24 protein-coding genes are annotated in these 25360 nt (G+C 44.9%); 15 read left to right on the forward strand and 9 right to left on the reverse strand.

Going from position 1 to position 25360, the window contains the following annotated elements:
• Positions 1–19: 19 nt before the first annotated feature.
• Genes cheB through KUL49_RS18000 form a run of 9 tightly spaced genes read left to right on the forward strand, consistent with a single transcriptional unit; the run spans position 20 to position 8225 of the window.
• Positions 20–1057, forward strand: a complete 1038-nt coding sequence (gene cheB, locus KUL49_RS17960; protein WP_131138163.1) for a chemotaxis protein CheB — start codon at positions 20–22, stop codon at positions 1055–1057.
• A gap of 14 nt (positions 1058–1071) precedes the next feature.
• Positions 1072–1713 carry a HEAT repeat domain-containing protein gene (locus tag KUL49_RS17965; protein WP_014950416.1) on the forward strand — a complete coding sequence of 214 codons (642 nt, stop codon included), beginning with the start codon at positions 1072–1074 and terminating at the stop codon, positions 1711–1713.
• Positions 1706–2560 (forward strand): protein-glutamate O-methyltransferase CheR, encoded by an 855-nt coding sequence (locus tag KUL49_RS17970; RefSeq protein WP_039227968.1) that lies wholly within the window; start codon positions 1706–1708, stop codon positions 2558–2560. The genes KUL49_RS17965 and KUL49_RS17970 overlap by 8 nt, the downstream gene beginning before the upstream one ends.
• A 1-nt stretch (position 2561) precedes the next feature.
• Positions 2562–2927, forward strand: coding sequence for a response regulator (locus KUL49_RS17975; RefSeq protein WP_039227970.1), 366 nt, complete (start codon positions 2562–2564; stop codon positions 2925–2927).
• Positions 2928–2931: 4 nt separating this feature from the next.
• Positions 2932–5562, forward strand: coding sequence for a chemotaxis protein CheA (locus KUL49_RS17980; RefSeq protein ID WP_131138164.1), 2631 nt, complete (start codon positions 2932–2934; stop codon positions 5560–5562).
• Entirely contained in the window at positions 5553–5810 is a 258-nt protein-coding gene (locus KUL49_RS17985) for a hypothetical protein (RefSeq protein WP_131138165.1), read from the forward strand. Before KUL49_RS17980 ends, KUL49_RS17985 begins: the two co-directional genes overlap by 10 nt.
• Entirely contained in the window at positions 5807–6541 is a 735-nt protein-coding gene (locus KUL49_RS17990; protein WP_131138166.1) for a ParA family protein, read from the forward strand. The genes KUL49_RS17985 and KUL49_RS17990 overlap by 4 nt, the downstream gene beginning before the upstream one ends.
• A gap of 16 nt (positions 6542–6557) precedes the next feature.
• Complete coding sequence (locus KUL49_RS17995) at positions 6558–6926, forward strand: response regulator (RefSeq protein WP_014950410.1); 369 nt, start codon at positions 6558–6560, stop codon at positions 6924–6926.
• A 9-nt stretch (positions 6927–6935) separates the two neighbouring features.
• Positions 6936–8225, forward strand: a complete 1290-nt coding sequence (locus KUL49_RS18000; protein WP_131138167.1) for a methyl-accepting chemotaxis protein — start codon at positions 6936–6938, stop codon at positions 8223–8225.
• Between the two features lie 87 nt (positions 8226–8312).
• Here KUL49_RS18000 and KUL49_RS18005 read toward each other — a convergent pair whose 3' ends face one another.
• The 9 genes from KUL49_RS18005 to KUL49_RS18045 form a co-directional block, all read right to left on the reverse strand.
• A complete protein-coding gene (locus KUL49_RS18005; protein WP_069944752.1) occupies positions 8313–9185 on the reverse strand; it encodes an aspartoacylase in 873 nt (290 codons plus the stop codon).
• A gap of 219 nt (positions 9186–9404) precedes the next feature.
• The gene (gene yacG / locus KUL49_RS18010) at positions 9405–9632 is read right to left on the reverse strand and encodes a DNA gyrase inhibitor YacG (RefSeq protein ID WP_014980027.1); all 228 of its coding nucleotides are present in this window, start codon (positions 9630–9632) and stop codon (positions 9405–9407) included.
• A 141-nt stretch (positions 9633–9773) separates the two neighbouring features.
• A complete protein-coding gene (gene zapD, locus KUL49_RS18015; protein WP_131138168.1) occupies positions 9774–10526 on the reverse strand; it encodes a cell division protein ZapD in 753 nt (250 codons plus the stop codon).
• Positions 10527–10769: 243 nt separating this feature from the next.
• Positions 10770–11381 (reverse strand): dephospho-CoA kinase, encoded by a 612-nt coding sequence (coaE, locus tag KUL49_RS18020; RefSeq protein WP_131138169.1) that lies wholly within the window; start codon positions 11379–11381, stop codon positions 10770–10772.
• An 18-nt stretch (positions 11382–11399) separates the two neighbouring features.
• Complete coding sequence (locus KUL49_RS18025; protein WP_131138170.1) at positions 11400–12293, reverse strand: A24 family peptidase; 894 nt, start codon at positions 12291–12293, stop codon at positions 11400–11402.
• 52 nt (positions 12294–12345) lie between these two features.
• Positions 12346–13554, reverse strand: a complete 1209-nt coding sequence (locus KUL49_RS18030) for a type II secretion system F family protein (protein ID WP_131138171.1) — start codon at positions 13552–13554, stop codon at positions 12346–12348.
• A gap of 71 nt (positions 13555–13625) precedes the next feature.
• On the reverse strand, positions 13626–14063 hold the full coding sequence (locus tag KUL49_RS18035) for a prepilin-type N-terminal cleavage/methylation domain-containing protein (RefSeq protein WP_039227996.1): 438 nt from the start codon (positions 14061–14063) through the stop codon (positions 13626–13628).
• 569 nt (positions 14064–14632) lie between these two features.
• Positions 14633–15487, reverse strand: a complete 855-nt coding sequence (nadC, locus tag KUL49_RS18040) for a carboxylating nicotinate-nucleotide diphosphorylase (RefSeq protein ID WP_131138172.1) — start codon at positions 15485–15487, stop codon at positions 14633–14635.
• Between the two features lie 32 nt (positions 15488–15519).
• Positions 15520–16038 carry a TIGR02281 family clan AA aspartic protease gene (locus KUL49_RS18045; RefSeq protein ID WP_014950400.1) on the reverse strand — a complete coding sequence of 173 codons (519 nt, stop codon included), beginning with the start codon at positions 16036–16038 and terminating at the stop codon, positions 15520–15522.
• A gap of 183 nt (positions 16039–16221) precedes the next feature.
• Here KUL49_RS18045 and ampD point away from each other — a divergent pair, with 183 nt between their 5' ends.
• The 6 genes from ampD to lpdA all read left to right on the forward strand — a co-directional run bounded on the left by ampD (position 16222) and on the right by lpdA (position 25320).
• Positions 16222–16761, forward strand: coding sequence for a 1,6-anhydro-N-acetylmuramyl-L-alanine amidase AmpD (ampD, locus tag KUL49_RS18050; RefSeq protein ID WP_131138173.1), 540 nt, complete (start codon positions 16222–16224; stop codon positions 16759–16761).
• A 42-nt stretch (positions 16762–16803) separates the two neighbouring features.
• Entirely contained in the window at positions 16804–17706 is a 903-nt protein-coding gene (gene ampE / locus KUL49_RS18055; RefSeq protein ID WP_110288249.1) for a beta-lactamase regulator AmpE, read from the forward strand.
• A gap of 365 nt (positions 17707–18071) precedes the next feature.
• Positions 18072–18818, forward strand: coding sequence for a pyruvate dehydrogenase complex transcriptional repressor PdhR (gene pdhR / locus KUL49_RS18060; RefSeq protein ID WP_014950397.1), 747 nt, complete (start codon positions 18072–18074; stop codon positions 18816–18818).
• Between the two features lie 211 nt (positions 18819–19029).
• On the forward strand, positions 19030–21705 hold the full coding sequence (gene aceE, locus KUL49_RS18065) for a pyruvate dehydrogenase (acetyl-transferring), homodimeric type (protein WP_131138174.1): 2676 nt from the start codon (positions 19030–19032) through the stop codon (positions 21703–21705).
• 21 nt (positions 21706–21726) lie between these two features.
• The gene (gene aceF, locus KUL49_RS18070; protein ID WP_131138175.1) at positions 21727–23766 is read left to right on the forward strand and encodes a pyruvate dehydrogenase complex dihydrolipoyllysine-residue acetyltransferase; all 2040 of its coding nucleotides are present in this window, start codon (positions 21727–21729) and stop codon (positions 23764–23766) included.
• A gap of 132 nt (positions 23767–23898) precedes the next feature.
• Positions 23899–25320: a dihydrolipoyl dehydrogenase gene (gene lpdA, locus KUL49_RS18075; protein WP_131138176.1), complete on the forward strand. Its 1422-nt coding sequence runs from the start codon at positions 23899–23901 to the stop codon at positions 25318–25320.
• Positions 25321–25360: the final 40 nt, after the last annotated feature.

The raw sequence follows: 25360 nt of genomic DNA on the forward strand, positions 1-25360 counted from the left end.
CTAATATTCGAGGTTATTTATGACAGTAAAAGTACTTATCGTCGACGATTCCGCGTTAATGCGAAAGCTGTTCACGCAACTCTTCGAGAAAGAGGGCTTTATTGTTCAAGTAGCACGTAACGGCGAAGAAGCGCTAACTAAAGCTGTAGAGTTCGAGCCAGACTGTATAACACTGGACATTAATATGCCGGTAATGGATGGCATGACGTGTCTGGCGATGCTCAAGAAACTTTATCCTTGTCCTATTATCATGGTGTCTTCGCTTACGCAAAAGGGAGCCACCATTACCCTAGAGGCACTCGCGCTTGGCGCAAGTGACTTTGTGTTAAAAACCGGGGGCACTGTTTCGCGGGATATTTCAGATTTAGAGGCGCCTTTAATAAACAAAATTCACGCCCTAGCCAAAACTGGCAAACCACAGCGTCCTACAATTAAACCGCCCCCAGTCGTGACACAGAAAGTTGTTCGCCACAAAACGAGCGTACCCTTTGAAGTCGTTCTGGTAGGCGTTTCCACTGGTGGTCCCAAAAAGCTTGAACACCTGGTAGCTAACTTAAGCCCCGCATTTCCGATTCCTATCGTTATTTCACAGCACATGCCAGCCTCTTTCACCAGTGCGCTGGCTAAGCGCTTGGACGGAATCAGTCCGCTCAACGTGGTTGAGGTGAATGCGAAGATGCCCATAAAGGCTGGCAATGTTTATCTTGCAAAAGGGGATGCTGATCTTGCCTTCTCAAAAATCGGCGGTGAAGTCTCAGCGCGCCCTGTGCCATCAAGCCCAAGTTTTCTGTGGCATCCAAGTGTGGATCGTATGGTAGACAGCGCACTTAACTGCTACAAGCCACTTTCTATGCTGTGCGTACAGCTGACCGGAATGGGGTGTGATGGTGTTGCCGCTATGAGCAAAGCGTTTAAAGAAGGTGCGACAACGATCGCAGAGAGTGAGGCGACCTCAGTTGTCTTCGGTATGCCAAAAGAGCTTATTGAAGCGGGTTGCGCCAGCTTCGTACTAGATAGTCCCAAAGTCGCATCTAAATTGAACGCGCTTTGTCGTTAAGAGGAGAAGTAATTATGGGTCTCAAGAAGAAAGTAGAACCTATTGCCGATGTTTCCGATGACTTTGAGGAAAAGCGCGAACACCCTCGAACGAAAGAGCAACTCATTAGCGACCTAAACTCGAGCGACAGTGATGTGCGCCGGTGGGCAGTAAGAGATTTGAGTGGCCAAAAAGATGCGCACGACGCCTTTATATATCGATTGCCACAAGAAGATGACCCAACAGTGATCGAGGCTTTATTTAGCGCGCTCGAGCATGATATGACTCAAAGTCATGCCTCGCAGGTTATTACCATGCTTAAAAGCGAACACGTGCAATTGCGAAATGGGGCTATTGAGCTTATGCAGCAAAACCCTGATATTTTTGCTGCGAATGTCAATTTACTCATGCACGACGAGGACCCTGACACCCGTATTTTCTGCGTAGACATTATAGGTGCGGTTGCTCACATAGATGCAGTGAACTGGCTGCACCAATTCGCTCTAAATGACGACAATGAAAACGTTGTGGGTACTGCACTGGACAAACTGGCTGAAATTGCTGATGTGTCTACTTTGGATATTTTGCAAACTGTTGAAAGCCGATTTCCGAATCATAACTACATTCAGTTTGTTATTTCACTAATTCGTAATCAAGTGAGAAACGCCGATGAATAGTGTAGCACTAGACAAAATAGGTGCTGCCGATTTCGAACGGTTTCGCTCTATGTTTTACCGAAAAACCGGGATCCACTTCGAAGACTCGAAGCGCTATTTTGTAGACAAACGTCTCCATGAACGCATGAAGGCTACAGGTCATACGAGCTTTAAAGGTTACTTCACTTACATGCGATTCCAAGCGTCAGGTGAAGAATTTCAAAACCTCGTGAATTCAATGACTGTCAATGAAACGTATTTCTTTCGCGAAGAATATCAATTTGAAGCGATGACAAGAGAAATAATGGATGAGTTAGATGGTTATCGTCCTGCCGGAGAAGATTTGCGCATTTGGTCAGTACCCTCGAGTACGGGCGAAGAGCCTTACTCAATAGCGATATATCTTATCGAGTATTGGAAAGGGTTGGCGCACAGAGATGTAGAGCTCATCTCTTCTGATATTGACAGCAACGTGCTGGCATCAGCAAAAAAAGGGCTTTATTCCAAGCGCTCTGTTCAGAACATACCGCTCCCGCTGGTGAAGAAGTATTTCAAAGAAATCAATGGGCAATTCCAGCTTAGTGATGACATACGTGAGTCCGTATCCTTTACGCTCGCGAATATTTTATCCGCAAATAATATGAAGCAGTTTAGGCATTTTGACCTCATTTTTTGCCGAAACTTGCTCATTTATTTTGATGATGAATCGCGTAAGAAGGCGGCGCAGGTACTCTTTGATGCGATGAAACCAGGTGGATACATTTTTTTAGGGCACAGCGAATCTATGAGCCGTATTTCGTCTATGTTTAAAGTACGCAAATTCGGTGATGTGATTGCTTACCAGAAGCCACTTACAGGAGGGGCATAACATGAAAACAGTAATGATTGTTGATGATGCCTCTACGGTAAGAATGTTCCACAAAATGCTGGTGACTTCGCCAGACAGAATTATCGAAGAGGCGGAGAATGGTGTAGAAGCGCTTGAGAAAGCTATAGGTACAAATGTGGACTTGTTTCTTGTTGATGTGAACATGCCAAAGATGGACGGTTATAGGCTATGTAAGGAAATACGGCTCAATGAGGCACTACGTGCGGTCCCCATTATCATGATAAGCACCGAGTCGGCTAATCAAGATGCCGAACGAGCCTATCAATGTGGGGCAAACTATTACATGACGAAGCCTGTGGATGCAGACACGTTGAAGTCAGTAGTAAGTGCAGTGATTGGGGGGTAAGCCAATGAGTGAATTACTTGATGTGTTTATTGGCGAGTCCCGCGAGAATTTAGAGTCGGCGAGCCAAGAGCTTTTAGAAATTCAATCGTCGGGCCCAGCTTCTGAGCGTGTAGACAAAATTTTTCGCGACCTGCACACCATTAAAGGTTCTTCTGATTTATTTGATATTAAACCTTTGACTCGCTTGGCTCACGCAGCAGAGGATTTGCTTGATAGTGTAAGGTCTAACGAGGTTACCTACAGCGATGATATAGGCGATTTGTTGCTTGAAGCCTTAGACCAAATTTCAATATGGTTCGACGAGCTCGAAGTAGGTTCTCAGAATGTAGAGCAATGGAAACCAATATCGACACAGCTTAGTGCTCAATTAAGACACTTTATCGACCCGACAGCATCGAGTGAAGTCGATGAAAGCAGCGCCATCGTTAACAACGAAAGCCCAATAGCAGACCTGCAAACGCTAAGCGAAGAGCACATAGCACTGATCGCCAATTTTGGTAGAAACGCTGACTTAGACCTACTTTGTAAAGCGACTGGCCCAGATTGCTATTTCATTCAGTACACGCCCGACGAAGGCTGCTTCTTTCGCGGAGAAGACCCAATAAATGTCACCGTAGCCTTACCTGGAATAAAGGCGTTTAATATTGAAATGCCCGAATTAGGCGAAGATGCAGATATCTATAACTGTTTCACTTCAATCAAAGCGCTTGGCGTTGCCAGCGAAGATGAAATTAAACAGCATATGGCGTATTACGAGGGGCAGTACTCTTGCGTTAGTTTTTCCACTCAAGCCTTAAAAGCTGCATGCACCGGTAAAATTCTAAAGTGCGTTGAGGCTATCGACGACGAAACCTTGAACAGTGCCCTGAATGACACAGACATAGACCAAGTGCATGCTAGCGCTGGACTACTGCTTGCCTCACTGAACTTTGACGACAGCGAAGATGGCAGCGCTAATAGGGCTGTGCTGAGCCTGCTATCTTCAATCGACGATTTGAGTTTTCTTGGTAACGAAATCCGAGAGGATGGATGTTCAGGTACAGACACTAATATGAATACGTCTCCTGAAGTCGGTAATAGTTCGACAAACGAAGCAGGAGACTCGAGAAGAGAAGCGTCTAAGCCAAAAAACTTAGCGTTGCATGAACGAGCAATGCTGACACAACAGCTCACGCTACTAAATTCGGATAACTATAAATCTGAGTTCATGTTTCCTTCTATCGCAGGGCTGGTGGGTAATATTCTGGGCGCTGAGTTTGAAAATGAGGACGCGCTGGCGGTTGCCATTAGTAATGCGTTAGATGAGGAAACAATTCAAGCGCAAGCAAATGACGAGCAAGCACAACAAACGTCGAATGACGCGATAGCTGAGGCTACACAGTCAGCTAATACACAGCCAGCTAACGCACTAGAAACGACAGAAGACACGGCTGCTCCTGTAAAAGCTGAACGCCAAGCGGTGAAAATGCTCAAGGTCGATCAGTCAAAAATAGACTACTTAATGGACATTGTTGGCGAGCTAACCGTTGCCAAAAATTCTCTGCCTTATCTTGCAAAGCAGGCAGAAGAAGAGGGAGGCAGTAGAAAGCTCAGTAAGCAAATCAAAGCCCATTTTTCCATTGTTAACCGATTAACAGAATCGCTCCAAAGTGCAGTGCTTCAGATTCGTATGGTGCCTGTTTCCCACGTATTTCAACGCTACCCTCGCTTAGTGCGGGATTTAGCCAGAAAGCTCGATAAAAAAATCGAGTTGTGTATGCAGGGGGAAGATACCGAGTTTGACAAAAATTTAATTGAGTCCTTATCTGAACCGCTTATTCACTTGCTAAGAAATAGCATAGATCACGGCATAGAGTCTCCTGCAGAGCGACTTGCAGCAGGAAAACCTGAAGTAGGTCGCATCGACCTCATTGCAACGCCGCTTGATGATAGCGTAATCATAGAGATTCGCGATGATGGTAAAGGCATTGACCCTCAAAAAATAAAGCTTTTGGCATTTCAAAAAGGGGTTATCAGCGAAACGCAGCTTGAAAACTTGGATGATAATGAAGCGCTACAATTAATCTTTGCCGCTGGTTTTTCTACGTCTGAGCAAGTGTCAGATTTATCTGGGCGCGGCGTTGGAATGGATGCGGTAAAAACGATGGTTAGTCAGGCCGGCGGCACAATCGAAATGCAAAGCGAAGTGGGAGTAGGAAGTACTTTCAAACTATTGCTGCCCCAAACTATGTCAGTGAACCGAGTAATGATGTTCGAAGTGAATGATCAAATGTTTGGTGTTGGAATGGATGCCGTTGTTGAGACTGTCAAAGTGCCTACTGCCGATATCCAGCGTATTCGCAACGAACACGTACTGGTTATCCGCGAAAAGCTCATACCTCTTTGTGACTTGCGTGAAGCGTTAGGTTTCGAAGCAGCCGAAGAAAGGGAAGAGCATTCAATTCTTGTGGTATCAACGCCTCAGGGAGAGTTTGGATTAATCATTGATAAGTTTCACGAAGGGATTGACGTCATTCAAAAACCGCTTGAAGGCGTGTTGGCCGGATACGCTCACTTCTCGGGAACGGCGCTGCTTGGCGACGGACGTGTGTTATTGATTATCAACGTTCAAGAGGTTTTAGCAAAATGCCTATAGCTTACAAAAAGAAAGTCGCGGTCATGACCGGGCACTGTGAAATAGAAGAAGCTGAAGCGCTCTTTGCTTGGTTGAATGAAGAGACTTCCCGACAAGTTAATTTAAAAGCCTTAGGTAGCGCACATACCGCTGTGTATCAGGTATTGCTAGCTAAGAAGCCAAAAGTGAGCGCGTGGCCTGAAGCTGATGCACTATATTGGCTGACTGAAATGATGCAAAACAAGCAGAGTAAAGTGTGGTTCGAATGAGAGTGATCACGGTGGCTAATCGCAAAGGCGGTACGGCGAAAACCACTACGGTGGTAAATCTCGCTTATGGCTTCGCACAAGCGAATAAACGGGTCGTTGTGTTGGATCTTGATAATCAAGGCCATGTTATGCATGGCTTAAAAGCACTAGGGTGCGTACAACAAAGCGATATAACTGAACTGCCTCTCAACACCTTCTTTACCTCTATTGTGAAGTGCGCTGACAACATTTATGCCACCGATGTTGATACTTGTAATGCGAATACAAATGAAAAAATCACGCTAGATGTATTGCGTAACTGGTGCGACTCGGAAGCGGTAACGAAACATTTCGATATTGTTCTTATTGATACACCGCCAACATTGAGCCCGCAGCTTATGACTGCGCTATCGGCAGCGACCGACATTATTATTCCAGCAACGCCCCTTCCACTGGCAAGTGACGGTGTTCAGAAACTGCTCAATGCCCGCAGAAATGCAATGGCAGAGCGAAAGTTTAGAGCAACCAAACTCACTATTTTACCCGTCATGGTAGAACAAAATCTAAAATTGCACAGACAGGAGTTAAGTAACTGGTACGGGCGCTATGGACGAAGCAAAGTGCTTAATCCCATTAGAAAGAGCATCAAACTCGCCGAGGCATTTGCAGAGAATAAGCCTGTATTTGCCTATGCTCCTAACAGTCGTGGCGCACATGACTATACTGAATTATGTAAACAATTAATTGGCTAACACGAGAGGTAATGCAATGAGCGCAATACACTTAGTAGATGACTCGGCCACCATGTTAATGAGCATGGAAATGTTATTAAAACGAGCGGGCTATACGGTCACAAAATCAGAGAGTGCGGAAGCGGCTATGACAGCCCTTGAATCAATCAGTCCTAAACTAATTATCACAGACTTAAACATGCCAGGTATGAACGGCATAGAGCTTATTAAAACGTTGAAACAGCAGTCTAAGTTCAGGTTCACCCCTATGTTGATGTTAACCACTGAATCACAACAGAGTCGTCGCGAAGAAGCGAAAGCGGCGGGCGCGACAGGTTGGCTTGTTAAGCCTGTTGAGCCAGAGCAGTTATTAGGTGTAGTAAAGCAGTTGGTGCCAACTGCATAAGGTTAGATTATGAAAGTACTTGAAAAAACAAAGCAGTATTATGAGTTGGTACTCGCTGAGAAGTTTAAAGTGCTTAAGGATAAGACGAACAAAGTTCAGGACTCACTTTTACTTTGGAGCGGTTTGGTTGGTGTGTCTATATTGAGCATGGCAATTTCGTTGAATATATCGCCACAGCTATTAAATGGGCAAGCAGGTACCGTTGCCACAATTCTGGGTTTCTTGAGTTTTATTACATGGTATTCGCATAGGCAAACAAGCGTATTCAAAGCCAGTCTTAATAAACAGGAGAGTTATTTACAAGAAACGTCTGAGCAACTCAACGAAACACATGCTCAAGTCAGTGAATATGTAGCCATACTCAAAGGCCAAATGGACGGCATAAGCGCTATCACAGAAGATGCATCGATGGAATTGATGAAGGCGCTGTACGAAATTGAAAGTAGCATTCAAGACAGTATAGATAACGTTGAGCTAGGGCAGAAGAACGCGCTTAGCTGCAAAGAAAAAAGCGCCGATGAGTTTGAGCTGGCTGCAAAGCGCTTATCGAATATTAAAGCCATGATAAGCACCCAGCGGGAACAGCAAATTGCAGATACAGAAGCGATTCAAGGGGTAATGCGTGAAGTTGAGAACCTCAAAGAACTTACGGAACTGGTTAAAAATATTGCTTCACAAACCAACTTGTTAGCGCTAAATGCGGCTATCGAAGCAGCTAGAGCCGGAGAATACGGAAGGGGCTTTGCGGTAGTGGCAGAGCAAGTACGTATATTGTCTTCCCAGTCTTCAGAAGCGGCTGAAAAAATAGAATCAGGTATAAAGTCCGCTCTTGATGCCGCGCATCATCAGGGAGAGAAAATGCTTAATTCAACGCGTGCTAACGATACGTGTGAACTATTAACGGGGTTTTCTGAATCGTTAGAAAACATTACGAGCCACTATCGGGTATTAGAAGAACTCAATCCCAAAATGCTGGCATGCTTTTCACAAAGCGCGACAGAAGTGGCGTCTAAAGTGAGTGGTGCAATAGCCAAGATTCAATTCCAAGATATTATTCGCCAGCGCACCGAACACGTGAAGTTAGAGCAAGATGCCATTGTTAGCCTGTTCGGACAATTCTCGTCTTACATCAATAATCGCGAACATTTTGACGAGTCTTTTAATTTAAGCACGAAAGAAATGTTTGAAAAATACGTTATGGAAGATCAGCGTAAAATCCATTTTGACATCAATGAATCTTCAACAGAAGAGAAAAATGAGTTTGAAGAGGCGCGAGAGCCAAAAATAGAACTCTTTTAGCTGAGGGCCCATCAGGGCCCAATAGCCTTTCTGACTGTGCTTTTGTTATTCTTTTGCTGGTAAGTCAAATAACAAGATAACTTACGCTTAAAGCATTATTCGTTCAGCGGTGGCAAATGCCACATCCAGTTTGAAATAAGCGGCTTCATTAATAAAGTGCGGGTAGGTTTCAGTTTCGTTTTCCCACACGATATCTTTGCCGTCAAACGTCCGAAATACAGGTGCCCCAGGTATGAGAGGTTTGAAATCGTTATCTTGCAGTGAATGATGGATCATGGCGGTACGTTTTCCATTAGCATCTAACGGAAAAGACACGTTATCGCCTAAACGAAAAGCTTCACAGGCAGGCAAAGCGTCAGTACTGATTTGCCCTTTATTATACGCGGCACAAAAATCCAATATTGCTTCAGCCATGGTTTGTGTTAGAAGGTAAACATCTTCTCTTAACACGCCCTGTGGCTGCCCACCCACTTCTATCATTACACCTTTCTTACCAGTGGTGCACAGGTAACCATGTTCAAGGTAGGGCTTTTCGTCTTCTACCAAAATGTTGGCTTCTGGCATTTGCTGCTTTACGTATCGCGCCAGCTGAATATGAAATTCATCCGCTTCCAAAATGATAAGCGTAGCACCCATTTCGCTGGTGGTGTTGTGAATATCAATCACAAAATCTGTGTTCGAATCACCCTTAGGCCCTAACTGTTGGTTAAGAGCCTTAGCAAGCTCAGCTTCTTTCGCAGAATTGTTATTCGATAAACGTTCAAAGGTAAACTGACGGTTTAAGTCTTCGTCTACGAAACGAACGTTTGCCGCAATGGCCGCTTCATTGGCGATGCTTAACGAAACATTTAGCTCATTAAATCGCGAAGGTAGCCCAAACTGTTGCCAGTTTCGAATAAGCTGAATACCACTGGTTTCATTTCCATGAGTACCACCAACAAGCGCGATAGAATTAAACATTCATGTTCCTTTTTGTATAGGTTGAGGATGAGGAAGGCTGCGCAGCGAGCTATTGAGTAATATTGTGATGAATTAATACGTTCGCTGTCTGCGCATCTACCCACGACTTGGAGATCAAGTAAACCGATACTACACCACTGCGCTTTGTACGAGAATACGTCTTAGTGGAATTTACCTAAATACTGGTGTTTGCCAAATTGTGGGGAAAAACAGCGCGTATTAGTGCTTAAAGAAGTCATCTGTTTGCTGTGCTAGCATCGCCTCTATCTCTTCAACATCGATATGCTTGGGCGTTGCGTCTTCTGCAGGCTTGCCGGCTATTTTTCTGTCTTCAGCGGCCCATTCACCTAAATCGATAAGTTGGCATTTTTTACTGCAAAAAGGGCGATATTCGCTTGTTGGTGCCCAAACAACCTGCTTGGCACAAATAGGACATTTCACTTCCATTATTTACTCCAGTGAAATACGTCTAAACGGCGAAGTTTGCGATTTGCTTATACTACCGCAGACGGGAAATAATAAATTAAAGACTCTGGCCTGCTGATCTTTTGATCTTTGCGGTACATCAAACATCAACAGGTCTTAAGTTTAACAGGCAGCTAAACGAAACTGAATACTGCTGTCCACTGCGCCAGATTGGCCCTCTTGAGGAGAAAATAGCATGAAGCGGAGTGCGTAACGGTATTTGTTGCCGCTAAGCGTAGGGTAATACCCTTCATCAACGCTACATTTAACGCGAATTAACTCGTTTTTATCTTCTGCAGCGCCTTGATAAAAACCGTTGTCAGCAACCACATTGACAAATTGACCTCGTTCGCGAATGAACGACAGGCTAACAGCAATAGCATCATCGAGTAAGGCTAACGTTTCAAGCCATTGCGCTATTTCAGCGAGGCGTTGTTCAAGGGGTTGTTGTAACCAAAAATGAAGATTGGGCAAATCGAAGCTGCACGCGCCACCTGGAATGGCAAAGCGCTGCCTGATTGCGCTTAGCAGTTTATCTTCTTTCAAAGCACTACCAAAACGGCGATCTGTTTTTAGCTTTTGTTTTAGGGTAAGCACGGTTTTTAGCGCTTGCTCTAAGGCGGTGCTGTCAATTTTCGGGTGCTTAGACCAATACACCAAGTTCTTTTCATGGGCTTCGAGGTCTTTGGTAAGATCGGAGCGAAGATCCAGTCTTTCAATGAGATCAAGTAATTCGAAAAGCTGTTCAAAGAACACCAGCTGCAGATGAGTATGTTCTGATTTAGCCGTAATTTTAAGTTGTCCAAGCAGCTGCTCAACACGTAAATAGTTACGTACTTTTTCCTTTAGTGGAAATTCGAAAACAGCGTGACCCATGGAACCCCTTAAAACACATAGACTTAGAGAAATGTCGCTAAAAATTTAGCTGAACAGTGAAAGGCAACAAGCCTAAAGCATCAAAGCGTTTAAGCCAAGTATACTTGTTCGCCAAATCTTTACTTTGACGTTAATTGGTCAAAAAAGTTTCAAAAATCAATCCGTAAGGCTGTAACGCCCTGCTTTTAGGTGGTGAATTTAGTTATTAGGGATGTGTTTTTGCGTTAACTTCGTCTATCAACTTCACGCTTTAGATAGCAAAAGTAAGTGTTCATGCAAGGCCGAAACTTGCGAAGAGAGGGCGTTTAGGCTGGTGCTATTGTCTAATACATGGTCTGCAGCGCTCAGCCGTTCTTTACGGCTAGCTTGTGACGCCATAATACTTTTTATCGTTGCTTCAGAGCTACCATCTCGCTTTAAGGCGCGTTCAAGCTGAAGCACTTCAGGGCAGTCAACCACTACTACGTGGTTACACATTTCAGTAAGCTTGTTTTCAACCAATAGTGGAACAGACAAGATGCAATAGGGGGAAGTCGATTCCATGATTAGCTGTTGCATGCGAGAACGAATAAGCGGGTGGAGAAGGCCGTTCAGCCAGGCTTTTTCATCTGGGTTAGCAAAAACCTTCTCTCGAAGTGCGGCGCGATCAAGGCTACCGTCTTCAAGCAAAATATGCTCGCCAAAATGCTCAGCTATTTGAAGTAACCCTTGTGAGCCCACAGCAACCACATCTCTTGCGACCTCGTCGGCATCCACGATGTCTATGCCTAACGACGCAAAAATATCAGTGGCAGCAGATTTACCGCTACCTATCCCGCCAGTAAGACCTACTACAAAGGGAGTCTGCTTATTCATAATGCCGGCACCTTCTAACTAAAGTACGTAATCAAGATAGGTGGTAATAATGGCATCTTTAAAAAGCAGTGTCAGCCAACCCGCCACTGCGAGATAGGGACCAAAAGGAATTGCCAGCGACTTACCTTTGTTTTGAATCACCATTATGAGTATGCCTGCAATTGCGCCAACAAACGAAGAGAGCAAAATAATAATGGGCAAACCTTGCCAGCCCGTATAAGCGCCAAGTGCGGCGAGCAGCTTGAAATCGCCATAGCCCATGCCTTCTTTGCCAGTGGCAAGTTTAAATAGCCAATAAACAGACCATAAACTTAAGTAACCTGCCGCTGCGCCAATAATAGCGTCGGTGGTGCCTACAAAAATGTATTGCGTGCTCAACAATAACCCTAACCACAGTAGAGGCAGTGTCAACTGGTCAGGTAATAGCATCTTATCTAAGTCAATAAACAGCAGAGCAACGAGTATGTAAGTAAACAATACGGCCCATAGTGCTTGCGATGTGACACCAAATTGATAGGCCGCAAACGTACAGGCTAAAGCAGTAAACAATTCAACCAGCGGGTAACGAACTGATATTCCAACTTTGCATTTAGCGCATTTACCTTTAAGGAACAGGTAGCTAATAACAGGAACATTTTCCCATGCGCGAATTTTGTGGCCGCAGCTAGGGCATGTGCTGTCTGGTTTTACAAGATTAAATACTTCCTCTGACGCTGTTGAGTTTTTATCGTGAGGTGTCGGCGCACCCTCGCTAAAATAGCTTTGGTACTCTTGCTGCCAGCTGCGTTCCATCATAATAGGCAAGCGGTAAATCACCACGTTCAAGAAACTGCCAACCATTAAACTTACAAAAAAGACTAGGGAATAGAATACAGCAGGGTAAAGCTGACTAAGCGTAATTATCGCGTCCATGGTATGTGGTTCTTATAATTGTTGATTTTCGTTCTTTTGGTGCTGAGCCACGTTATACCACGTTACCCATCTGGAATATAGGGAGGTACATAGCCACAATCAAGCCGCCGATTACCACGCCAAGTACGGCCATGATCATAGGTTCAAGTAGGCTAGTTAAACCGTCTACCATATCATCGACTTCAGCTTCATATATGGTGGCAATTTTGCTGAGCATTTCATCAACCGCGCCCGACTCCTCACCAATGGCAATCATCTGCGTCACCATGTCAGGGAATACTTGTGTAGCGCGCATTGCAACATGCATTGGCATACCGCCCGCCACTTCTTTACGCATGTATAAAATGGCTTCGCGGTATACCGCGTTGCCCGATGCCCCTGCGGCGGATTCAAGTGCGCCAATAAGCGGCACACCTGCTGCAAAAGTTGTGGCTAAGGTTCGGGTAAATCGCGCAATGCTGGCTTTTTTTAGTATCTCGCCGATAACGGGAATTTTTAAAATGTTGCGGTCTACCGTGTCACGTAGCTTCTGGCTTCGCTTATAGGTGCGCATAAACATAAATCCAGCACCACCAATACCTATGGCGATAAAAATACCGTAGTCTTGGACGAACCGTGAAATAGCCAATACGAACTGGGTGAAGGCAGGGAGTTCTGCGCCAAAGCTGCTGAAAATCTCTTCAAACTGCGGCACAACAAATATAAGAAGGATGGTCGTAACAATAAAAGCAACAACCAAAACTGCGATAGGGTAAAACATCGCCTTTTTGATTTTTGATTTTAGTGCTTCGGCCTTTTCTTTATAGGTCGCAATGCGGTCATAAATGGTTTCAAGTGCGCCCGACTGCTCACCGGTATAAACCAAGTCGCAATATAAATCGTCAAAATAAAGGGGGTGCTTTCTAAGCGCTGATGAAAGTGGATTACCCGCTTTTACCTCATCGGTTATTTCGCCAAGAAGTTTGCGCATTGAAGAATTGGCGTGACCTTGGGAAATCATTTCTAACGATTGAATAAGGGTAACACCGGCGGCGAGCATGGTGGCGATTTGACGAGAAATGACAGAGATGTCTGCAGCAGTAATTTTCTGGCTTCCGCCAAAAAGAGGCTTAGATAGCTTTTTAACTTTGTTTGCTGAGATTCCTTGGCGTCGAAGTAGGTTTTTTGCTTCTGATAAAGAGGCTGCGGATATTTCACCTTTCCTTGACTGACCTCGGCGGTCTTTCCCTTGCCACACAAAAGTTATAAGTGCTTTTGCCAAAATAAGTCCTCTATCGTTTTTATAACAAAAAAGGCCCGTTCACTGGACCTTTTTTGTAACAACATGGTTTATTAACATAGTGTTGCAGGAGTACATACAGTATTCCAAGTAACACGACGAGTCGCCACGTCTACTGTTGGAGTCATTACATAAGTTCCGGCACCAGTAATAGATGAGTCAGTAGGCTTTGTTGCAGTGATCACACCGTCAGCAACAGCTAAACCGACCACACCATCTGCTGCGGTTACTACTGCAGCTATGCCCTTCGCGTTGCTGTCACAAGCGTCTAGTATAGCAGCCGCATCAGCGCCTGACTCAGTTTGCGCACAAACTTCAACTGCAGATTTAGCTGCCGCTGTAGCGTTTACAACCTCTGTAAAGCGAGCTTTCTCTGTGTAGTTTTGGTAAGCAGGAAGTGCGATTGCTGCAAGGATACCGATGATTGCAACAACAATCATTAGTTCGATTAGGGTGAAACCTTTTTGGTTTTTAGTATTCATGTTCATCATGGTTTTTCTCCGGGACGTGTATAACACGCAAAGTTTAAATCTAATTCAAATTGACGTTTATACCCGAGTCGTCCATTTAACGCCCCTGGTACTTGATACTCAGTATAGAATTTTATTTGTTACTGACAAGTATAGGCAAATATACCTATGTCTAGCTTTTTCAGTATGACACGGTTCGCCGCGCCTTGGCAGGCTTTATCACTTGAACTTTCGTATAAAAGTTAATGACTTAAGTGCGTATGTCTATCTATACACAAAAAGCATTATCGAGAAATGACTGAACAGAATGACGAGTAATCGTATTGTAAATTATACATCTACTCGGTGATTTAAAATCACTGTGCAACCTCAACCATTAAGGTCTCAGCATTTAAAGCCACAGTATAGGGAAGTGATAATTGCGATAACGTAGATTTCACTGAAACACTGTATCTTTATAATAAAACACGTGCAACAAAGAAGCCGCGTTATAAAGGTGGAAGTACAAGGGGATAAGCAACACATTCGCTTACCTAATGTTAAATCCACCTTTACAGCTTTTAATTTGACTCTTTATCTTTCTTGCTCTGCTATGACAAATTAATGCGCAGCGACAAATCAATGGCCTGAACGTGCTTGGTTAAAGCTCCAGATGAAATGTAATCTACGCCTAGCTTAGCGAGAGACGCCAGTCGTTCATCAGTAATGTTTCCTGATACTTCCAGTTTACATTGACCTTTGTTGAGCGCTACTGCCTGTTGGATCTGTTCGTTAGAAAAATTATCCAGCATGACAATGTCGGCACCTGCACTAAGGGCTTGTTCAAGCTCGGTTAAGTTCTCTACTTCTACTTCAACGGGCTTGCCCGGCATCATTGTTTTCGCTCGGCTTACGGCTTTTTCGATGTTTCCGCAAGAAAATATGTGGTTTTCCTTAATTAAGAATGCATCGAACAAACCCACACGATGGTTTTGACCACCACCACAACGCACCGCGTATTTCTGTGCGTGCCGCAAACCTGGCAACGTTTTGCGGGTATCGAGAATTTTAGTGTTGGAGCCATCTAAATACTTAGCGTAAAAGGCAGTAACAGTGGCGGTTGCCGACAGGGTTTGTAGGAAGTTAAGCGCCGTACGTTCTGCCGTCAATATCGCGCGAGCAGAGCCTTCCAAACTAACCAGTACGGTGTTGGCATCAACTTTGTCACCATCTTTTACATGCCACGTTAGCGACACCGACTCGTCAATGAGTGCAAATGCTTGATTTGCCCATGCGATTCCACAAACCACGCAAGGCTCTCGCGTAATAATAGTGGCTTTTGCATTGACGCTTTCATCTATCAGGTTCGCCGTAATGTCGTTTGCAGCAATTAATTCGCCGCCAAGATCTTCAATAAGCGCGTTCGATACTTGCTCTCGAATCGCTTGCATGTCTGGTGATGTCATCTTCATCGCTATGATCTATGCTATCTGTGTATTTAAAGGGTACGCAATATTAACCATTCTCCGCGCTGAGTAAACTCTAATTGGCGAAGAACACTCATTCCCAGCAATATATGGTCATCTTGCATACCGGGGTTTAAGTTTGCTTTTACATCGCGCACCACAATTTCACCAATGCGCAAAGTTTCAATGGTCGATTCGGCGACTCTTACCACGCCGTTAGCTGTGCTGGCTAACCCTTCTCGACCCGCTTTGAGTTGAAGCTTGTTAGCCAAATGAGCGGGAACGGCCACGTCAGTTGCACCTGTATCAACAAGAAATACGACTTCCTCACCATTAATATAACCTGTTGTCACATAGTGACCTTGGCGATTCTGCTTAAGTCGGACTTCGGTTTGTGAACCAATACGCTCTGATGTTGGTTCGCTATTTGGGTTAATTTGTTTTTCTAAAAGATCTGAGAAAACAAAAACCAGTAGACCAAAACCGCAAATCCAAGCAAGCGCAACCATCCATTTACCCGTCGACGCTGTCGGGTCTTGTTGTTCATTCATGCTTCTACCTTTCTTATAATAGTGGTGCACCGCTTTTCGTATTGCTAAATACTCGGCGTAATCTCTTAAGCAAAGGACTAACGTGCTGATTAGCTTATTAGAATGCAATGTATAGCCCTATACACTTATATCCATATACAATGTAGGCTATAACGCAGAAAATCAATTATCGAAGCAAATACTATGGTGCTTTACAACGAAGCAAAGTACACAGCAAGTCCGCATTATGATGCCCGTCCTGACTGCGCAGACGTTAGCCTGTTAGTGATACACAATATTTCACTACCTCCTTCACAGTTTGGTACGCCGGGCATTCGCCAATTGTTTACCGGAACCCTCAATCCTGATGAACATCCGTTCTATAGAGAAATTACTGGGTTACGGGTCTCTGCTCATTGTGTAATTTATCGAACGGGTGAAATAGAGCAATTTGTGCCCTTTGAACAGCGGGCATGGCACGCGGGCCTGTCTTCATTTCAAGGCCGCAGCCGCTGTAACGACTATGCTATAGGTATTGAACTTGAAGGTACTGATACGTTGCCTTACACCGATGCACAGTACCAAGCCCTTGGCGAACTCACTGATTTTATTACGAGATACTATCCTCGGATCACTTTAGGGCGTATCGTAGGCCATAATGATATAGCACCAGGGCGAAAAACTGACCCTGGTGCAGCTTTCGATTGGGCAAGATATAGAATGCGCGTTGCTGGGTTTAAATAATTTAATTAATCCGCACTGCAGAAAAAAGGAAACTCAATACCTATGATGTTAATGAGCTTGCTATTAGTACTCAGCCTCGAGCGGTTGATAACAAAAACACCTAATTGGCATATTGAAAAGTATGCCGCTCAATATCGTGCTTTTCTTCAAGATAAAGGGTTGATTAAGTTTCAAGAAGGAAATGAAGATGAGGAGGGGACTAAAAAGGTCTCATCTACAGCACTTTATTTCTTTCTTTTACTTCCCGCTGTAGTGCTGGGAGCAATTGAATACTGGGTACTTGGCGCATTTCTTACGTTTATAGAGCAAAGCATAATTTTGTTCATCTGTATTGGCTGCCCTGCATTGCGAGCCGTCTACAAGAGTTTTTTGAATGCTGCTGACCGAGGAGACCTTCAGGCGTGCAGTATGTACACCGACCAATTAGGGCATTGTGCAAGTCAATCAGACAGTGACGGAAGTGCGGGTACAGAAGGCAAAACTTTTGGCCAACACCTTACCTGGCTTAACTATCAACACTATGCCGCTGTGATGCTGTGGTTTATTGCTTTTGGTGCACCTGGCGCGCTGTTTTATAGCTTGAGTCGAAGCACAACCGAGGCATTGTGTGATGCAAATCACCCTTTAAAAGCCGCTGCGGGAAGATTAATGTTTGCGCTCGATTATATTCCTGTTCGCGTTACCGCTTTTGGCATGTTGATGATGGGACATTTCTCACGAGCGTTGCCTGAGTGGATTAAGTATGCACTTCAGTTCGATGTACCTGCATACGATGTGCTTACACAAATTTCTTCGAAAGCTGAGATTTTAACGCCTGATGAACAGCAGTTGCAGGCTGAAAATGCAGCAATAGAACCGAAGGTGCTTGTAAAGTTAGCAAAACGTAATGTTATTTTTCTTCTTGTAATAACATCAGCGCTCACGCTTGTAGGCAGTCTTGCATAGTCATTATTTTTAACATTTACTAGTCTACTCGGCTTAGAAGGGCGTTTGGTCTATTTATTAATTGTATGTAGATCAGGCGCTTCGCCCCTATTACTGCATTCTCCCTTCCTCATCAGACCAGTTTGCGGTTACTGATTTTTCTTAACAAATTCAACAATAAAGCTTAACACCCAGCAAAAGGTAAATGCTTTGCTATGCTTGTGAGTATTTACCTCGAAATCGATCTGCCTTAAACTAGATAGGTAAAATGGTATTACCAATTGTGTTTGTGATTAAATATTCCACGATTATTTTTTACATTCACCGCTCTTATAACGTCGCTATTGTTATAGAGCACGGTTTAAATAGAAGGATACGTAGCGCGCATGCGGCAGCAGCGAAAAAAACTCTCTGATGTGATTACCGAGCAACTCGAGTCAATGATACTCGACGGTACGTTATTGGCGGGTCAGAAATTACCGCCAGAGAGAGAGCTTGCGCTTGAATTTGATGTATCGCGACCTTCGCTTAGGGAAGCCATTGGTAATTTACAGGCACGTGGGTTGGTAGAACGTAAGCAAGGCGGCGGTACGTTTGTTAACCGCAACCTTAATTCTGCCATGACAGACCCCCTAATGGACTTAGTTAGCCAGCGTCCTGAAACTCAATTTGATTTGCTTGAATTTCGTCATGCGCTTGAAGGGATGGCGGCGTACTACGCGGCACTTCGTGGTCAACCTGAAGATTACAACGCATTGAAGCAAGCATTGAACGACGTACCTACGCCTAAAGCGCACGAAAGCAAGCGTGCCCAAGCTGAGGCGCTAGGACAGTTTTATATCATTATGGCAAGAGCATCACACAATATGGTGTTGTTGCACGTAATGAGCACCATGCAAAGCATGCTGGTGGACAATATTGAACGAAACTTTGACATGTTGGCAGCGCACCCTGAAGCGGTGGAAGACATTGCTAAGCAGCGTCGTGAAATTGTAGAAGCCATTGCTTCTCGCGACCCTGAAGCTGCGCGTCAGGCATGTAATACGCATTTGGCGTTTATTGAAAAAACGCTATTAACCATTAATCAACGCGATACCCGCGTACAGCGCGCATTGCGACGATTAGAGATTTAGTTACTAGTCTGACCTTTTATAAGATAAGGGCTAGATAGCTATTCATTCGCAGAGGCCGGTCAGGTTTTTCCTGTGCCACTGCAAAAGCAGGTGAGCCAGATTGGGTCACTGTGAGTACAACGTAATTTAGTTTTCCTTCTTTTAGCGCCTTTAAGAGTAGAGGCAATGCTAAGGGAGGATTTTCTATATAAGCAAAAAATAGGATGGCACCATGTCTGATATGATGCACCAAGATGTAGATCCTCAAGAAACTAAAGAGTGGATTGATGCGCTTGAGTCGGTTTTAGAAGAGGAAGGCGTAGAACGCGCCCACTATTTACTCGAAAAACTTATTGATAAAGCTCGTCGCAGCGGAGCGCATCTACCGTATGACGCAACTACTGCCTACATCAATACTATCCCAGCAGCGCAAGAGCCAAAAATGCCTGGTGACTTGACCATCGAAGCGCGCATCCGTGCGGCGATTCGTTGGAACGCGTTGATGATTGTATTGCGTGCATCTAAAAAAGACCTAGAGCTTGGTGGCCACATTGGTAGCTTCGCATCATCGGCTATGCTTTACGATGTTGGCTTTAACCACTTCTTCAAAGCGCCTAACGAGAACCAAGGCGGCGACTTTATTTTCGCTCAGGGCCATATTTCTCCAGGTATTTATGCGCGCTCATATATGGAAGGCAATTTAACTGAAGAACAGTTAAACAACTTCCGTCAAGAGTGTGCTGGCGATGGTCTGTCGTCTTACCCACACCCTCACTTGATGAAAGACTACTGGCAGTTCCCAACGGTATCTATGGGTCTTGGTCCACTTCAAGCTATCTACACAGCGCGCTTCCTTAAGTACCTAACTAACCGTGGTATCAAAGACTGTTCAGGTCAGCGCGTTTACTGCTACATGGGTGACGGTGAGTGTGATGAGCCAGAGAGCTTGGGTGCAATTGGTCTTGCTTCTCGTGAAGGCCTAGACAACCTAACGTTTGTTATCAACTGTAACCTTCAGCGTCTAGACGGCCCGGTACGTGGTAACGGCAAAATTATCCAAGAACTTGAAGGTACGTTCCGCGGCGCAGGCTGGGAAGTGGTAAAAGTTATTTGGGGTAGCTACTGGGATGAGCTATTAGCTCGTGATAAATCTGGCAAGCTAATTCAGCTTATGGGTGAAACGGTAGATGGTGAATACCAGAACTGTAAAGCCAAAGGCGGCAAGTACACCCGTGAAAACTTCTTCAACAAGTACCCTGAAACAGCGGCACTTGTAGCGAATATGTCTGACGACGACATCTGGCGCTTGAACCGTGGTGGTCACGATCCAGTTAAAGTATTCGCGGCTTACCAAAAAGCCATTGATACGAAAGGTCGTCCAACGGTAATCCTTGCTAAAACGGTTAAAGGTTTCGGTCTAGGTGCATCAGGCGAAGCACAAAACGTGGCGCACAACGTTAAGAAGATGGACGTTGATTCAATCAAAGCGTTCCGCGATCGTTTCAATATTCCAGTAGCAGACGAAAAAATTGCTGACCTGCCATACTTCAAGTTCGACGAAGACAGCGAAGAAATGAAGTACCTTCGCGAGCGTCGTGAAGCACTAGGCGGTTACTTGCCTTCTCGCCGTGAACAGGCTGAAGAGCAGCTTGAAATTCCTGAGCTAAGTGCATTCGACGCCATCTTAAAAGGTTCAGGTGACCGTCAAGTATCGTCAACCATGACGTTCGTACGTGTACTTAACGCGCTATTGAAAGATAAGAAAATTGGTAAGCGTATTGTGCCAATTATTCCTGATGAAGCCCGTACATTTGGTATGGAAGGCTTGTTCCGTCAGGTAGGTATTTACGCCAATGAAGGCCAGAAATACGTACCTCAAGATGCCGACCAAGTCGCTTACTATCGCGAAGATAAAAAAGGTCAGGTACTTCAGGAAGGTATTAACGAGCTAGGTGCAATGGCATCGTGGGTTGCGTCGGGTACGTCTTACTCAACGTGTAACGCTACCACTATTCCGTTCTACATTTACTACTCAATGTTTGGTTTCCAACGTGTTGGTGACCTTGCATGGGCGGCAGGCGATAGCCAAGCGCGTGGTTTCCTATTAGGCGCAACTGCGGGTAGAACCACACTTAACGGTGAAGGTCTACAGCACCAAGACGGCCACTCACATGTTCAAGCGAACCTAATTCCTAACTGTATTACTTACGACCCAACGTATGGTTACGAAGTAGCAGTTATCGTTCAAGACGGTCTACGTCGCATGTACGGTAATAACGAGAATATCTTCTATTACCTAACATTGATGAACGAGAACTATCAGCACCCTGCAATGCCAGAAGGTAATGATGTTGCTGAGCAAATCATCAAAGGTATCTACAAGCTTGAGCGTGTTGTAAATGACAAGTCTAAGCTGAATGTTCAGTTGATGGGCTCAGGCACTATCTTGAACGAAGTGCGTAAAGCGGCGCAGATTCTTTGTAACGACTACAACGTATCTTCTGACGTTTACTCAGTAACCTCGTTCAACGAGCTAGCGCGTGAAGGTCAAGACGTAGCACGCTGGAACATGCTAAACCCAGAAGCTGAGCAAAAAGTACCTTACATTGGTCAGGTAATTACGAAAGACGCAGGTCCTGCGATTTCTGCCACTGACTATGTGAAGAACTACTCAGACCAAGTACGTGCGTTCATCGAAACTGAATACCGATGCCTAGGTACAGACGGTTTCGGTCGAAGCGATAGCCGTGAAAACTTGCGTACTCACTTTGAAGTTAATGCGTCATACATTGTGGTTGCATCACTTTACGAATTGGCTCAGCGCGGTGACGTTGAGAAGAAAGTGGTAGCAGAAGCCATTAAGCGTTTTGAAATTAACGCTGAAAAACTTAACCCACTTTACGCGTAAGCCAGATAAGGTATTTAACATATGTCAGATATTCAAAAGATTATCGTACCCGACGTAGGCGGTGACGAAGTTGAAGTTATCGAGCTATGTGTTGCCGTAGGCGACAACATTGAGGCTGATGAAGGCGTTGTTACTGTTGAAAGTGACAAGGCGTCAATGGACATCCCAGCACCGTTTGAAGGTGAGATTGTAAGTCTGTCTGTATCAGTAGGCGATAAAATCAAAGAAGGCGATGTGATTGGTGAAATGAAAGTTGCCAATGGTGACAGTGCCGATGAAGGCGCGTCTGAAGAAAACGCTTCAGATGAATCTTCTAAAGAAGCTGCACCTAAGCAAGAAGAAGCACCAAAAAGCGAAAGCAAGTCAGAAGCAGCGCCAGCTGCGTCTGGCAGCAGCGAAGTGATTGAAGTTGCAGTACCGGATATCGGTTCTGATGACGAAGTAGACGTAATCGACGTATTGGTTTCAGTGGGCGACACCATTGAAAAAGAAGATGGGCTAATTACCCTTGAAACCGATAAAGCAACCATGGACGTTCCTTCAACACACGCAGGTACGGTGAAAGAAGTATTCATCAGTACTGGCGATAAAGTGAAAGAAGGTACGGTAGTGATCAAGCTGGAAGTAGCGGGCTCAGGCTCGTCTTCAAGTGAATCGGCGTCTGGCGATGCTTCTTCTGAAGCATCTGCACCGGCTGCGCCAGAAAGTGCAAAGCAAGAATCAGCGCCAGCGGCGTCTGCAGGTAGCGAGACTATCGAAGTTGCTGTACCAGACATTGGTGAAGACGGTGAAGTTGACGTTATCGATGTACTTGTATCAGCTGGCGATACCGTTGAAAAAGAAGACGGCCTAATTACGCTAGAAACTGATAAAGCCACCATGGATGTACCTTCAACGCACGCAGGTACCATTAAAGAAGTCTTTATCAAAACAGGCGATAAAGTTAAGCAAGGCACATTAGTTGTTAAGCTAGAAACTAGCGGTGGCTCATCTGAACAGGCACCATCTGCACCTAAAGCAGAAAAGCCTGCTGAAGCGCCTAAGCAAGAAGCACCTAAACAAGCGTCACAGCAAGAAGCCTCTCAAGGCCGTTCTCCTGTGCCGCCAGCGCCAGAAGCTAAGAATACAGGTAAAGCACATGCTTCACCTTCGGTTCGCCGTATTGCACGCGAATTCGGTGTAGACCTGACTCAAGTTAGCGGCTCTGGCCCTAAAAACCGTATCTTGAAAGAAGACGTTCAAGCTTACGTGAAAGCTGAGCTTGCGAAACCTCGCACAGCAGCCGCTTCTGGCAGCGCACCAGTAGGCGACAACGTACTGCAAATCGTGCCAGTTAAACCTGTTGATCACAGCAAGTTTGGCGAGATTGAAGAGCAGCCGTTATCTCGTATTCAGAAAATTTCTGGTCCGTTCTTACACCGTAACTGGGCAACTATTCCTCACGTTACGCAGTTCGACGAAGCAGATATCACTGAAGTTGAAGAATTCCGTAAAGAGCAAAACGCTTATCACGCGAAAATTAAGTCTGGTCTTAAGATCACACCATTAGTATTCGTAATGAAAGCGGTAGCGAAAGCCCTTGAGAAATACGAAGTATTCAACTCATCACTGTCTGACGATGGCGAGAGCTTAATCATTAAGAAATTTATCAACATTGGTATTGCGGTTGAAACACCGGGAGGCCTTGTTGTACCTGTTATTCGTGACGTGAATAAGAAAGGTATTGAGCAGCTGTCTCAAGAGCTTATCGAAACATCTAAGAAAGCCCGTGAAGGCAAGCTAAAAGCGGCTGACATGCAGGGTGGTACGTTCACCATCTCTAGCCTAGGTGGTATTGGTGGTACGGCGTTTACGCCTATTGTAAATGCACCGGAAGTCGCCATATTAGGTGTGTCTAAGTCTGAGATGAAGCCTAAGTGGAATGGTAAAGAGTTTGAGCCGCGCTTAATGGTGCCGCTAAGCCTGTCATACGACCACCGAGTAATCGATGGTGCGGTAGGTGCAAGATTCTCTACTGAGGTTGCTGCAAACCTAACTGACTTGCGCAGAATCATACTTTAAATAAAAGGTCGAAAAATATTACAATATCAGTAACATTTTCGACGATTTTATAAGCCCATTTGGTGGCATTTAGGTTATGCTATTACACAAAAGTAATAGCATGACCCTACAAGAACAGGATTGAGGTTCACAATGAGCGAAATTAAAACGCAATTGGTGGTACTGGGCGGCGGCCCTGGCGGTTATTCAGCAGCATTCCGTGCGGCTGACTTAGGTATTGAAACAGTTATCGTAGACTCACGCGACACGCTTGGTGGTGTTTGTCTTAACGTTGGCTGTATCCCTTCAAAAGCCCTTCTTCACGTTGCAAAAGTGATGAAAGAAGCGAAACACCTAGCTAGCCACGGTGTATCTTTCGGCGAGCCTACCATCGATTTAGACAAAATCCGTGAATACAAAGACGGCGTTGTTAAGCAATTGACAAATGGCCTTAGCGGTATGTCTAAAATGCGTAAAACCAAGCATGTACAAGGCTTCGGTAAATTTACAGGCGCAAACACCCTAGAAGTAAAAAATGGTGACGACGTTACTACTATTACTTTCGAGAAAGCGATTATCGCTGCGGGTTCTGAGCCAGTAAGCCTACCGTTCATCCCAGAAGATGATCGTGTAATCGACTCAACTGGCGCACTGGAAATGAAAGACATTCCAGAGAAAATGCTAGTACTAGGCGGTGGTATCATCGGTCTAGAAATGGGTACTGTGTACGAAGCACTTGGCTCGAACATTGATGTAGTTGAATTCTTAGATCAGCTAATTCCAGCAGCTGACAAAGACATCATGAAAGTGTTCATGAAAGACTACAAAGACAAGTTTAACATCATGCTTGAAACCAAAGTGACTGCGGTTGAAGCAAAAGACGATGGCTTGTACGTAACATTTGAAGGTAAGAACGCACCTGCTGAGCCAGTGCGCTACGACAAAGTACTTGTTGCTGTTGGTCGTAAGCCAAACGGTAAGCTAGTTGGCGCAGATGCAGCTGGCGTAAACGTTGACGACCGTGGCTTCATCAACGTTGATAAGCAAATGCGTACTAACGTTGACCACATCTTCGCAATCGGTGACCTTGTAGGCCAGCCAATGCTTGCGCACAAAGCGGTTCACGAAGGTCACGTTGCTGCAGAAGTTATTGCTGGACAGAAGCATTACTTCGACCCACGTGCTATTCCTTCAGTAGCGTACACTGAGCCAGAAGTTGCTTGGGTTGGTCTAACTGAAAAAGAAGCGAAAGAGCAGGGCGTAAGCTATGAAACAGCGACGTTCCCATGGGCTGCTTCAGGCCGTGCAATTGCATCTGATGCAACTAACGGTATGACTAAGATGATTTTCGAAAAAGAAACGGGCCGCGTAATCGGTGGTGCTATGGTAGGTACCAACGCGGGCGAAATGCTTGGCGAAATCGGCCTAGCTATTGAGATGGGTGCTGACGCTGAAGACGTAGCATTGACTATCCACGCTCACCCAACGCTTAACGAATCAATTGGTCTTGCGTCTGAAATCTTCGAAGGAAGTATTACTGACCTGCCAAACCCGAAAGCAAAGAAAAAGAAGTAAATTAGCTTCTTTGTTCGAACTACGAAAAAACCGCTCTTTT

The organism is Alteromonas sp. KUL17 (assembly GCF_006538305.1).
Lineage (GTDB): Bacteria > Pseudomonadota > Gammaproteobacteria > Enterobacterales > Alteromonadaceae > Alteromonas > Alteromonas macleodii.